The organism is Longimicrobium terrae (assembly GCF_014202995.1).
In the GTDB taxonomy this organism is placed as follows: Bacteria; Gemmatimonadota; Gemmatimonadetes; order Longimicrobiales; family Longimicrobiaceae; genus Longimicrobium; species Longimicrobium terrae.
Genome location: NZ_JACHIA010000011.1, coordinates 127,800 through 140,444, shown reverse-complemented (window position 1 = coordinate 140,444; position 12,645 = coordinate 127,800). Strand labels below are relative to the sequence as shown.

Annotated in this window: 8 protein-coding genes; 6 read left to right on the top strand and 2 right to left on the bottom strand. The window is 71.5% G+C overall.

Annotation, left to right across the window (positions count from 1 at the left end; translation table 11 throughout):
* Positions 1-12: 12 nt before the first annotated feature.
* Positions 13-2,163, bottom strand: a complete 2,151-nt coding sequence (locus tag HNQ61_RS17565; protein ID WP_170035381.1) for a DNA/RNA non-specific endonuclease — start codon at positions 2,161-2,163, stop codon at positions 13-15.
* A 375-nt stretch (positions 2,164-2,538) separates the two neighbouring features.
* Here HNQ61_RS17565 and HNQ61_RS17560 point away from each other — a divergent pair, with 375 nt between their 5' ends.
* Together HNQ61_RS17560 and HNQ61_RS17555 are read left to right on the top strand one after the other, a co-directional pair.
* Positions 2,539-2,946, top strand: a complete 408-nt coding sequence (locus HNQ61_RS17560; RefSeq protein WP_170035380.1) for a nuclease A inhibitor family protein — start codon at positions 2,539-2,541, stop codon at positions 2,944-2,946.
* A gap of 323 nt (positions 2,947-3,269) precedes the next feature.
* Positions 3,270-4,544, top strand: a complete 1,275-nt coding sequence (locus HNQ61_RS17555) for a GAF domain-containing sensor histidine kinase (RefSeq protein ID WP_170035379.1) — start codon at positions 3,270-3,272, stop codon at positions 4,542-4,544.
* A 300-nt stretch (positions 4,545-4,844) separates the two neighbouring features.
* Here the strand turns inward: HNQ61_RS17555 and HNQ61_RS17550 are convergent, their stop codons facing one another.
* Positions 4,845-5,792, bottom strand: coding sequence for an NAD-dependent epimerase/dehydratase family protein (locus HNQ61_RS17550; RefSeq protein ID WP_170035378.1), 948 nt, complete (start codon positions 5,790-5,792; stop codon positions 4,845-4,847).
* A gap of 320 nt (positions 5,793-6,112) precedes the next feature.
* On the opposite strand from HNQ61_RS17550, the gene HNQ61_RS17545 reads away from it, so the two are divergent.
* The 4 genes from HNQ61_RS17545 to HNQ61_RS17530 all read left to right on the top strand — a co-directional run bounded on the left by HNQ61_RS17545 (position 6,113) and on the right by HNQ61_RS17530 (position 12,320).
* Positions 6,113-6,508: a hypothetical protein gene (locus HNQ61_RS17545; protein ID WP_184430756.1), complete on the top strand. Its 396-nt coding sequence runs from the start codon at positions 6,113-6,115 to the stop codon at positions 6,506-6,508.
* Positions 6,509-6,666: 158 nt separating this feature from the next.
* Complete coding sequence (locus HNQ61_RS17540; protein WP_170035376.1) at positions 6,667-7,989, top strand: TolC family protein; 1,323 nt, start codon at positions 6,667-6,669, stop codon at positions 7,987-7,989.
* Positions 7,979-9,190: an efflux RND transporter periplasmic adaptor subunit gene (locus HNQ61_RS17535; protein WP_170035375.1), complete on the top strand. Its 1,212-nt coding sequence runs from the start codon at positions 7,979-7,981 to the stop codon at positions 9,188-9,190. The genes HNQ61_RS17540 and HNQ61_RS17535 overlap by 11 nt, the downstream gene beginning before the upstream one ends.
* 13 nt (positions 9,191-9,203) lie before the next feature.
* Positions 9,204-12,320: an efflux RND transporter permease subunit gene (locus HNQ61_RS17530; protein ID WP_170035374.1), complete on the top strand. Its 3,117-nt coding sequence runs from the start codon at positions 9,204-9,206 to the stop codon at positions 12,318-12,320.
* Positions 12,321-12,645: the final 325 nt, after the last annotated feature.

The following is a 12,645-nucleotide window of genomic DNA, read 5'->3' as shown; positions in this document are numbered from 1 at the left end:
ACAGGAACCGGATCAGTTGGCCGACGCTTCCACCGCGTTCTCGATGGCGTCCGGCAGCAGCGACAGGAAGTTGTAGCCCGTCAGCGCTTCGATGTTGTCCACCGAAGTGCGGTACTGCGGCCAGTCGTTGTTCTGAATGCCGGCCTGGTTGGGCATGATCACCGCGATCACCTGGATGGAGCTGGCGCTGGTGACGTTGGCCAGGCCTTCGCCGCGGTTCATCACCACGATGATCTTCCAGGTGTGCGTGGGGATGGCCACCTTGCCCGCGTTGTTCAGCGTCGCGGGATTGGCGGTGTAGACGCCGCCCGCGATGTTGTACACTTCCTTGTTGTTCACCCGCGCAAGGTCGTTGTTGTAGTTCTCGAACTTGAGCCACGGGCCGCCGTTCATGTCCTGGATCTGCGGCAGGATGTTGGTCATGCGGAACGTGGTGGCGTTCTCGAACTGATTGACCGTGCGCTGCGTGCTCATCACCATGTGGCCGCGGCTGTATCCGCTGCCCGTGTAGTCGGACGTGGTGATCAGCCGCGTGCCGGCCGGCAGCGTGGAATCGGCCATGAAGCAGTCGCAGCGGTCCGCGCCGCCGAAGTGCGAGGCGTTCAGGTCCCAGCTCACCCAGTTGGGCCCGCCGCGCGCCGCGTTGTACGACAGCGCGAACTGCGGCTTGTTCAGGCGGATGTCGTTGCTGCTGTCCGCGTCCACCGGAACGCCGAACTCCAGGTGGTTCAGGTAGCTGGCGGTGCCCGTGCTGGCCGTGGCCACCGTGAGCGTCGCGCTGCCGATGACGCCGTTGGCCGAGGTGGCGCGGATGGTGGTGGTGCCGTTGGCGACGGCCGTCACCAGGCCGCTGGCGCTCACCGTGGCCACCGACGTGCTGGTGCTGCTCCACGTGAACGTGGTGCTGGCCGTGCGGCCGCCGGAGTCGCGCCCCGTGGCGGTGTACTGCTGCGTCCCGCCGGGGTTCAGGGTGGCGTTGGACGGCGAAACCGCGACCGTCGTCACCGGGCCCACCGGCGTGGTGGTGGTGTCGCCCACCGTGCCGCCGCCCGTGCCGCCGCGGGCAAAACCGGGGGTGCCGCGGTCGGTGGTGCTGAAGTTCTGCGTGGCGTCGGCCCAGTTGGCGCCGTCCACCAGGGTGTTGTCGGCCGTCAGGTTCACCAGCTCGCGGGCGATGCCGTTCTTGGCCACGATGCTGGTGCTGGTGTACGCCACCGAGTCCAGCGTCACACCCGCGCCGGACTTGATGACGAACCGGTCCGCGCCGCTGTTGCTGAAGGTGAGGCTGGTGGCCGTGGGGCCGACGACCGTGGTGTACGAGTAGTCCGCGTCCACGTTGCCGTTGCGGGTGCGGTCGGTAAGGCGGGCCAGCACCGCGTAGCCGCCGCGCTCCACCATCACGTCGGTCTTGATGGTGTCGACGACGTTGGCGTTGTCACGCACGTTGAAGCCGCGCAGGTTCACCGGAAAGCGGCCCGCGTTGTACACTTCCACGTACTCGCCGTCCGCGTCCGCCACGGCGGCGGGGTTGGCCAGCAGCTCGCTGATGACCAGCCTGGCCTGCGCTTCGGTGGAAAGCATCACCTGGAACGAGAAGCTTTCCACCGCCCCGTTCAGCGCGAAGCTCCAGCGCTTGGCCGGCGAGGTAGCATTCGGCGCGAGCACGCCGTTGTACTGGAAGTAGGGCTGGTCCGGCGCGGTGATGGTGGAGTCGCCGGTGGCGTTGGCCACCGAAACCGACCCGGTGCCGCCCGTGACGCTGGGCTCGGACACGAGAAAGACGCGCACGCCCTGCGGGTGGGCCGTCACGCCGTCGCGGGTGCCGATGGCCTGGTCCGTGAGCAGGTTGGTGACGGTGACGTCGAACTGAAAGGTGCCGCCCACGTTCTGCAGGTTGGTGGACGTAAGCCGCATCAGGCTGTTCTGCCCGCCGTACACGGTGCGAGACGGTCCGCCCTCCGCGCCGCCGGTGGGCGACGTGCAGGACATCACGCCGCTGCTCACGGTGACGCGGCACGAGAGCAGTTCGCTCGGCGCGGCGCCGTCCGTGGCGGGAACGGGCGTGGTGGCGGTCGGCTGATCAGTACAGGCCGCCGCGGAAAGCATCAGGGCCGCGGCCAGCCAGCTGCGCCGCACGGCGGCGCGCGGAAAGGTACCAGACAAAGGGCAGATTCCGGTCAGAGGGGTCCGTCTGTGTCCGCAAATAATAGCCACGGAACGACTTACCGGGAACACCGCGCCCCAAAACGGCCGTTCCGTCGTAAATTGTGACGGCCAAACGGGTTCCGCGCGTCGTGACAAGGCCGATATGTCTCGGAGGAGCCACGAAATCGCCACGATGAACAGGCGTTTTCTTCTCCCTCCTGATGGATCGAGTCTGGCGGGATGTGAGGGGAACCGCGCGGACGGGGAGATGGCCGGCCACCCGCGCGGAGGTGGCGGCGCGCGTGGCGCGATCCGCCGTGCGGACCCTTGGAGGGGCGGCGGCGGGCGGCTATGTTGGCGGCCCATGCCCCATTCCCCAGCCCTCGAGGACCGATGACCGAAACGCCCGACGTGTCCGCCCTGCGCACCGAGCTGGAGAGCGCCGCCCAGGGGCTGCCGTATGTGTCCGAAGCCGACTACCCGTTCGACTTCGTTTCCTACCCCGGCACGGCCGCGGACTTGGCGCCGGAGCGCATCGGGGCGGTGGTGGGCAGGCCCGGCGAGGAGGCGCGCGAGGTCACGCTGGAGCGCTTCTTTCAGCACCACATCGAGAACGTGGATCCCAACGATCCGGTCGGCGTTGCCGCGGCGGGCCGCTACCAGGCGCTGCGCGACCATCTGCGCGAGCGCATGCCCGACGTGCGCGTGTTTCGCATCGGCGCGCCGCAGGTGGAGTGCTACCTGATCGGCACGGCGGGCGGCGGCCTCGCGGGCCTGCACACGACCGCGATCGAGACCTGACCACCGGCTGAGTCGGCCGGAGCGGCTACGAGGAACGCAGTCGCCGGAACGGACGATCAGACGCGCGGGGGAGACCATGCCCGCCGCCGACGCGGACGCCTCACCATCCATCCGCCCATCTCCTTGAGGACACGGAGGTCACGGGAGAACCAACGCGGTTCCTTCGTGACCTCCGTGCATCCTCCGTGACCTCCGTGTGAAACGGCAGTTGAGACAGCCCGCGCCCACCCGGAAGTGGGCTTCGCGGCGACGAGGCGTTAGACTGCGTGCAGGCCGTCCGTCGTCCGGGCACGCCGACTCCCCCGCCCCACGCCGCCGATTCCATGACCGCACCCGTTCCCACCACCGCTCCGCCCGGCAGCACGCAGGATCAGGCGCGGCAGACATTTCTGGCGCGCGCGGGCGAAACTCTGGCCGGATCGCTGGATTACGCCACCACGCTGCGCGCCGTCGCCGCGCTCGCCGTGCAGGACTTTGCGGACGCGTGCCTCATCGACATCCTGAACGAGGACGGCTCGGCGGAGCGGCTGGCGGTGGACCACCGTGATCCCGCCCTGCGCGAAAAGCTGGAGAAGCTGATGGCGTATCCGGTGCAGCCGGCGCGCGATCCGCTTTCGTTCCAGGCGATGGCGGCGGGCCAGCCCAAGCTGATCGCCACCGTCACGGACGAGGAGTTGATTGAGATCGCGCAGGATGAGCGGCACCTGGCGCTTCTGCGGGCCATGGCGCCGCGCTCGCTGATTCTGGCCCCGCTGGTTGCGCGCGAAAAGCTGCTGGGCCTGCTGCTTCTGGTTTCCGATGGGCCGGACCGCGTGTTTTCCGGCGAGGACCTGCGCCTGGCGGACGAACTCGCGCGCCGCGCCGCCCTCGCGGTGGACAACGCGCGGCTGTACGCCAACGCGCAGAACGCCATCACCGCGCGTGACCAGATGCTGGCCGTGGTCTCCCACGATCTCCGCAACCCGCTGGGCGTGGTGATGATGGCCGCGTCGTTCCTGCGCGAACTCGTCCCGGCGGAGAACCCGCAGGTCAAGCGGCAGCTGGACATGATCGACCGCTCGGCGCAGCAGATGAACCGCATGATCGAGGACCTGCTGGACGTGGCGCGCGTGGACGCGGGCCGCCTTTCGGTGGAGCCGGCGCCCGCCTCGCCCGCGTCGCTGATCAGCGAAGCCGTGGACCTGCTGCGCCCGCTGGCGGACGACGCGGGAATCACGCTGGTGGCGGAATGTGATGGTGCGCTGCCGCGCGTGCTGGCGGACCGCGCGCGCGTCCTGCAGGTGTTCAGCAATCTGGGCGGCAACGCGGTCAAGTTTACGCCGCGCGGCGGGCGCATCACGCTCGGCGCCACGGTGGATGGGGAGACGGTGCGCTTTCACGTGGCGGATTCCGGGCTGGGGATGCCCGCCGAGCACCTGTCCCACCTGTTCGACCGCTTCTGGCAGGCCAGCCGCAACGACCGCCGGGGCATCGGCCTGGGGCTGGCGATCGTGCAGGGGATCGTGACGCAGCACGGCGGCCGCGTCTGGGCCGAGAGCGCGCCCGGCGAGGGCAGCACCTTCCACTTCACCCTCCCCCTCGCCCCGCCCGCCGCCTGACCCGTTCCGGCGGGGTGAGTCGCTCTCTGGTGGATGACCGGAATAAGCGGAAGGTCGCATCGGCGGATCGTTCGCGGCTGACCCGGGACCGCGGCTGGGGGAGCTCCCGCGCGGCGCCTCCTTGCAGAATGGCGGCGACGAGTTCCTTCTTCCTGCCGTCAGTCTGAAGGCGACGCTGTGAATCTGCGGTGGAAAGAGAGTGCACCCCGGCTTTGCGGAATCAGCTGACCCACGTCCAGCAAACGAGGAGGGCGGAGAGAAATCCTCTCCGCCCTCCTCGTTCGTCATCCAGCCGGAACGTCACTGCTGCTCGCGGCGGCGATACCACTCGATGGTTGCCGCCAGCCCCTCGTCCACCGGCGTGGCGCCGTACCCGAACGCCTGCTCGAACGCGGACGAATCCACCACCTGCGGCTCCGTGTACTGGTAGAACATCTCCACGAATTCGCGCATGAACGAATCGAACAGCCCCAGCGCGCGGGCGCCCAGCCTGGGCAGCGTGCGCACGCGTGCCGGCTGGCCCAGCTGCGACGCGATCTTTTCCGCCATCCCGCGCTGCGACACCGGCGGCGCCACGGGGAGCAGCCAGGCGCGCCCCAGCGCTTCGTCGCGCTCGCCCAGCGTGGCCAGCCCGCGCGCCACGTCGCCGATGTAGCCAAAGCTGTGCGGCAGGTCGATGTTGCCCACCAGCTGCATCGGCTTTCCCCTGAGCGCGGGGGGAAACACCCGCTCGCCCAGCGCCGAGTTCAGCACGCGCGGGCCGTAGAAGTCCGCCGCGCGCCCCATGGACACGCGCACCCGGCCGGCGCGTTGCGCCTCCAGGTAGCCGGCCACGAGCTCCGCGCGCATGCGTCCCTTGCGGGTGTGCGCCGCCATCGGCGTATCCTCCGTCATCACGGCGCCGTGCGTTTCGCCGTAGACGTACAGCGTGTCCAGCACCACCAGCCGGGCCCCCGCGCGCGCCGCCGCCTCGGTGATGCTGGACGCAAGGCGCGGCATCAGCTCCACCTGCTGCGCGTAGTGCACGTTGGCGCAGTGATACACGACAGCGGCGTCCCGGCACAGCTGCCGCGCGTTCATGGGGTCCAGCACGTCGCCCGCAACCACCTCCACCCCGCGGGGGAGCGACGCCCTGCCGCTGCGGTTTACGCAGCGCACCTGCTTGCCCCGGCTGGCGAGCAGTTCGGCGAGCGTGCTCCCCGCCGGCCCCGTCCCGAATATCACGTGCCGCTCTCCCGAACCGGGCATTCCGTGCTCCGCGCAATGAGGATGGGGCGTAGATCCTGGCCGGCGCCCGCGCATTCCGCCCCGCGCCGCGCCGTCCCGGGAGAATGCAGGCGCGAGGTGCGCCCGGCAACCCACGCCTCGCCCGATGGCCGTGATCACACGGAGGATTGCCCGTCTTGACCCCGCGGGGGCGCGGCTCCTATCATCCGCCCCTGATGGATGATGAAAATTCACCGGACCCGCATGCCCGCCACCACGCACCTCCCCTGGCCCGCGCCCGCGGCAAAGCTCTTCCCGAGCTTCGCCGCTCCGTCGCGCCCAGGCACTTCGCGGGGTGATCGGTGCGGCCCGGGCTGCGGCGATGGACGGAGGGCGTGGTGATCCGCCGGGCTTCGCGCCTGTTCCGCGCCGCCGCGCTGCTCGCCGTCCTGGGCATGGTCCTGGGATGGATGGAGCGCGCCGTGCCTGACGTCCACGACGGGCACGGCGACGTGCAGCCCGAGACCGGCGCCTGGGTTCAGCTCTCCCACGGGCACCCGCCCGCGCCCGCGGACGACCCGGGCCACGCCCCGCAGGCGCCGCACACCTGCCACTGCATTCACGCGCACGCCCCCGCCCTGCCGGCCGCGGCCGGCGAGCCGGTGCGGCCGTCCGCGCACCACCTCGGTTTCACCTCCACAAAGCGCGTTCTCGCCAGCGTTTCGCCCGAACCGCACTTTCGCCCTCCCGTCGCGTAAGCCTCGGCACGGGGCCGGCTCTCGCCGCGCCCGCACACGTGCCCGCGTCCGCTTCCGGACGCCCCTGACTCAAAACAAGACCATTCGCTCGCACCCGGGCCGGCACTTCGCCGTGCCCGCGGGTGCGGCGCAACCGCGTCCGTTCAGGGAGGCATTCCTTGCTATCGTCCTATCACGCGGCCGGCCCCCGGGGGCCGGTCCGCAGACGCCGCGCGTGGCCGCTGCCCGCCATCGCACTGCTGCTCCCCATCGCCCTCTCCGCGCAGGAGACGCCGGCGACCGTTGCGCTGCGCCAGGCAGTGCAGCGCTCCAACCCCCAGCTGTCCGCCCGCCGCGCCGGGGTTGAATCCGCGCGCACGCGTGCCGCGGCATCCGGCTTCGCCCCGCCCGCCGCGCTTTCCGCCGAAGTGGAGGAAGTACCCGGCGGCATCGACCTGACCGGGGCCTCCGTCCGCGTGGAAGTCGGGCGGGAGTTCCTGTCCGCCGGCCGCCGTGACGCGGCGCGCGCCCTTGCCGCCACGGACGTGCGCGCGGCGGAAGCGTCGCTCACCGCCGCCGTGTCGCGTCTGGACGCGGCCGTCTCGCGCTCCCTGGCCGCCGCCGCGGGATGGTCCGCCATCGCACGCCGGCTGGCGGGAGAAGATTCGCTGCTTGCGGCCGCCGGCGAGGCGCTCACCGCACGCTTTTCCGTGGGCGAAGCGCGCTACGTGGACGTCCTGCGGCTGCGCACCGAGCGGCTGCGCGTGCAGGGAGAGCGCGCGGAGGCGCTGGCCGGTGCCCGCGCCGCCCGCGTGGCCCTGATCGGACTGCTGGGTTCGATAGATGACGGCGATGCGCTGGTCGACGCGGCCGTGGTGGAAGCCGGGGCGGCGTTCGCCATCCTTCCGCCCCCGCCCGATCCCGATTCGCTGCTCGCCCGCTCGGCCGCCGTGCGGTCCGCGCAGGCGGGGGTGGATCGCGCCCGGGCGGGACGCGTGCTGGCCGCGGCCGACCAGCGCCCCCGCTGGTCCGGCGCCGCCGGCGTGCAGCGCTTCGGCGCGGGCGGCGGCGGAGGAGGGATGGTCGGCGCCACGCTGGGGGGATCGGTGACGCTCCCGTCCACCGCGCGCCGCGCGAACCGGGCGGGGCTCGCCGCGGCGGACGCGGAAATCGCGGCGGCCGTATCGGAGCGTGCCGCGACCGTGTCGTCGGTGAGGGCCGAACTCGCCGCGGCGCTCGGGCGCTACGAGGCCGCGCGCACCCGGCTGTCCGCCTTCGACGCGGCGCTGCTGCGCGGCGCGCGTGAGGAGCGCGAGGCGGCGCTGGCCTCCTTTCGCACGGGCGACCTCAGCCTGATCGAACTGCTGGACTTTGAGCGCGCCCTGGCCCGCGCGGAAACGGAGCGGCTGCGCGGCTATCTGGACGCCGCCGGCGCCCTGGCCGACCTCCATGCCGCCGCAGGTCACGACGAGCCCCGGACCGGAGGCGATCATGACCAATAGCACGCACATCCGCCGCGCTCTTCATCTTGTCATCCTGATCGCCCTCCTGGCGCTTTCCGCCTGCGGTGGAGACGGCGAGCCGGCGAAAGAGCAGAAAGAGGAGACGCCACACGCCGGTGAGCACGAGGAGAGCGGGCCCGCGGAGCAAGCGGAGGAAGGTCGGATCACCCTCTCTGAAGCCGCGTACCGCACAGCGGGCATCCGGGTGGAGGCGGTGGCCGCCGAAGCCGTCGCGGGCGCCGGGTCCGGGCTGCAGGTGCCGGGGCAGGTGGAGTTCGAGCCCGAGCGCGTGGCCATGGTGTCGCCCCGCGCGTCCGGCCGCATCGAGCGGCTGACAGTGGTGGAAGGCGACCGCGTGCGCGCCGGGCAGACGGTGGCGCTCGTGAGCAGCCGCGAGTTCCTGATCGCGCAGACGGACCTGGTGCAGGCCGTCCGCCGCGCCCGCGTGCTGGCCGGCACGCAGGACGCGGCCGGCGCCGAGGCGCTGGCGGACGCGGCGCGCCGGCGGCTGCGGCTGCTGGGCGTGAGCGACGCGGCCATCCGCCGCGTCGCCGATACGGGAGAGATCGCCGCCGTCATGCCGGTGCCCGCGCCCTTCGGCGGCAGCATCGTGGAAACGCACGCACTGGCCGGGCAGGCGCTGGAGGCTGGTGCGCCGCTCTTCAAGATCGCCGACCTGTCCTCGGTGGACGTCGCCGCGGAGGTGCCGGAGCGCAGCATGCCGCTGCTCCGCATCGGCCAGCGGGCCGCCATCACCCTCGCCGCGTATCCCGCGCTCCGTTTCGAGGGACGCGTGGAACGGCTGCGCGACCAGCTGGACCCGGCCACACGGACGGTCAAGGCCATCATCCACGTCCCCAATCCCCAGCGGTCGCTCCGGCCGGGGATGTTCGCCAGCGTGACGCTGGATGCCCCCGCCGAAGCCGCGCTGCGGACCGGCGCGGCGACGCTGCTCACCATCCCCGAAGCCGCGCTCGTGACGGAGGGCGAGGCGCGCTACGTGTTCGTGGAGGTGGGACCCCGCGCGTTCGAGCGCCGCGCCGTGCGGGTGGAGGCGCTGAGCGCGCCGGGATCCACCGTGCCCGCCGTCGGGCGGGTCGCCGTCCGTTCCGGGCTCGCGGCCGGCGAGCGGATCGCCGTCTCCGGCGCCTTCACCCTCAAGTCGGAGATGGGCAAGGCCGGTTTTGAGCACGGGCACTGAAAGGAGCCGGTCAATGATCGACAAACTGATCGGCTGGGCCGTCCGCAACCGCGGCGCGGTCCCGTTCGGCATTCTCGCACTGATCGGCGCGGGCGTGTGGGCCATGCGGACGCTGCGCGTGGATGCGTTTCCCGACCTGACGGACGTGCAGGTGCAGATCCTGGTGGAAGCGCCGGGACTGTCGCCGGTGGAAGTGGAGCGGCTGGCCACGGCGCCCATCGAAGTGGCCATGGGCGGGCTGCCGCGCGTCACCCAGGTGCGCTCGGTGAGCAAGTACGCCTTTGCCGCCGTGACCATCGTCTTTGAGGAAGACGTGGACCTGTACTTCGCCCGCACGCTGGTGGCCGAGCGGCTGCAGGGGGTGCGCGAGTCGCTTCCCGCGGACGCAGAGGCGGAGATGGGGCCCATGTCCGCCGCCAACAGCGAAATCTACTTCTACACGCTGGAGGGGAACGACCAGGACCTGATGGCGCTGCGCACCCTTCACGACCGCGTGGTGAAGCCGCAGCTGCGCACGGTGCCCGGCGTGGCGGAGGTGAACTCGTTCGGGGGATACGTGCGGCAGGTGCAGGTGGTCATCCGCCCGGAGGCGCTGGCCAGCTACCGGCTGACGCTGCACGACGTGGTGGCCGCCATCGAGGCCAACAACGCCGTCGCCGCGGGCGGATACCTGGAGCACCGCGACGAGCAGTACATCCTGCGCGGGCTGGGGCAGGCGTCCGGGCCGGAGGACCTGGCGCGGACGGTCATCCGCTCCAGCGAGGCCGGAGTGCCGGTGCTGGTGGGCGACGTCGCCGAGGTGGGCTACGGCTCCGAGCTGCGTCAGGGCGCGGTGTCGCGCGACGGGCGGGGCGAGGTGGTGAGCGGAATGGTGCTCATGCTGCGCGGCGAAAACGGCCGCGACGTGGTGTCCCGCGTCCGCCAGCGGGTGGAGGCGGTCAACCGCTCGCTCCCGGACGGGGTGCGCGTCCGGCCGTACTACGACCAGACGGACCTCGTCGACGGGACGCTGCACACCGTCCGCCGCAACCTGCTGGAGGGCGGCTTTCTGGTCATCGCCGTCCTGCTGCTCTTTCTGGGCAACGTGCGCGCGGCGCTGATCGTGGCGCTCACCATCCCCTTTTCGCTGCTGTTCGCCTTTGTGGGAATGCGGTGGCTGGGCCTGTCCGCCAACCTCATGAGCCTGGGCGCCATCGACTTCGGGATGATCGTGGACGGCGCCGTGGTCATGGCCGAGCACTACGTCAAGACGCTGCACGGCGACGAGGAGCGTGGCGAGTTTCCGCGCGGTCCCGCGCTGGCGGCGCGGCTGGCGGAGGCGGGGCGAGAGGTGGCGCGGCCCATCGCGTTCGGCGTGCTCATCATCATGCTCGTCTACGTCCCCATCGCCACCCTGCAGGGACTGGAGGGGCGCATGTTCCGGCCGATGGCCATCACCGTGGCCATCGCGCTCTTCGGCTCGCTGGTGCTGGCGCTGGTGTGGGTGCCGGCCGCGGCCACCCTCGCGTTCCGGCACGGCGCGCGGGAGTCGCGCTACGCCGTGCGCCTTGCCGCCTGGCTGGACCGGCGGTACGCGCCGCTCCTCGCCCGGGTCATGCGCCGCCCCGGGTCCACGCTGGCATCCGCCGCCGCGCTCTTTGCCGGCTCGCTGCTGCTTGTGCCCCTGCTGGGGACGGAGTTTCTTCCGGAACTGGACGAGGGCTCCATCGTCGTGCAGGCGCTGCGCGATCCGGGCGTTTCACTCACGCGGTCGGTGGAGATGCAGCGGGAGATGGAGCGCACGCTGCGCATGTCGCCGGAGGTGAGCACGGTGGTGAGCCGGGTGGGGCGGGCGGAGATCGGCAGCGATCCCATGGGGCTGCACCAGGCCGACGTCTTCGTGATGCTCAAGCCGCGGTCCCGGTGGCGCGCCGGGCTGGACAAGGACGCGCTGCAGGAGGAGATGGAGCACCGGCTGGGCGAGCGTGTGCCGGGGATGGGCTTCGTCTTCACCCAGCCGATGGCGATGCGGCTGGATGAGCTGATCAGCGGCGTGCGCGGCGACCTGGCCGTCAAGGTCTTTGGCGACGACCCGGAGCAGAACCGGCGGGCGGCGGAGCGCATTGCCTCCGTCATCCGCGCCGTCCCGGGTGCCGCGGAGGTGCAGGTGGAAGCGACGGACGGGCAGGGCTACCTGAACGTGCGGATGGACCGCGCGGCGATGGCGCGCTTCGGCATTCCCATGCGGGAGATGCAGGAGGCGCTGGAGACGGCGGTGGGCGGGCGCCCGGTGTCGCAGGTGGTGGACGGGGCCTACGCGCTGGACGTGGTGGTGCAGTACCCGGCCGAACTGCGCACCTCGGTGGAGGCCATCGGCGCCATCACCGTGCCCTCGCCCGGCGGCGCCCGCATCGCGCTGGCGCAGGTGGCCGACATCCGGCTGGAGTCCGGGCCCGTGCAGGTGAGCCGCGAGCAGGCGCAGCGGCTGGTGGTGGTGTCGGCCAACGTGTCCGGGCGCGACCTGGGCGGCTTTGCGGACGACGTGCAGGCGGCGGTCGCGCGGGCGGATCTGCCCGCGGGCGTCTTCGTGGACTTCGGCGGCCAGTTCCAGAACCAGCGGCGCGCCATGGCGCGGCTGCGCGTGGTGGTGCCGCTTTCCATCGCGCTGATCGCGCTGCTGCTGTACGTGTCGCTGCGGTCGTGGACGCTGGCCGGGCTGGTGCTGGCCAACCTGCCGTTCGCGGCCGTGGGCGGGATCGCGGCGCTCTGGCTGCGAGGGCTGCACCTGTCCGTGTCCGCCTCCATCGGCTTCATCGCGCTGTTCGGCGTGGCGGTGCTGAACGGGCTGGTGCTGCTGAGCACCATCCAGCGGCGGCGGCGGGAGGGGCACACCGCCGCGGACGCCGCCACCGCGGGCTCGCGCGAGCGCCTGCGCCCGGTGCTGATGACGGCCACGGTGGCCAGCATCGGCTTCATCCCCGTCGCGCTCTCGCACGGCACGGGGGCGGAGGTGCAGCGCCCGCTCGCCACGGTGGTCATCGGCGGGCTCGTGACCTCCACGCTCCTCACGCTGCTGGTGCTGCCTGCGCTCTACGCGTGGATCGAAGGCCGGCGCGAGCGGCGGGCGCCGGGCGCGGAAGCGGCGGGCTGAGCGGAGGGTGCCCCCGGCGCGCGAGGGAAAGCGCCGGGCCCCGGCGCTTCCGTCCATACCGATGCCGATCGACACGGATCGGACCGCGCGTTCCTCGCGGCACCCCGAACCAAAAACAAAGACGTCCGCCGAACCATGGTTCGGCGGACGTCCTTGTTATCAGATACGGAATGCCCTGTGTCGTCCAGAAGAATCCGTTCCCGCCGAAGACAGGGGAAGGATTCCGCCGCGCCGCCCTGCTGAGCGACACGGATTTTGTCACCCCGTGGACATGCGAAATGTCAGCGTTTCGCAGTTACGCTGACATGCGAAATGTCAGCACCCC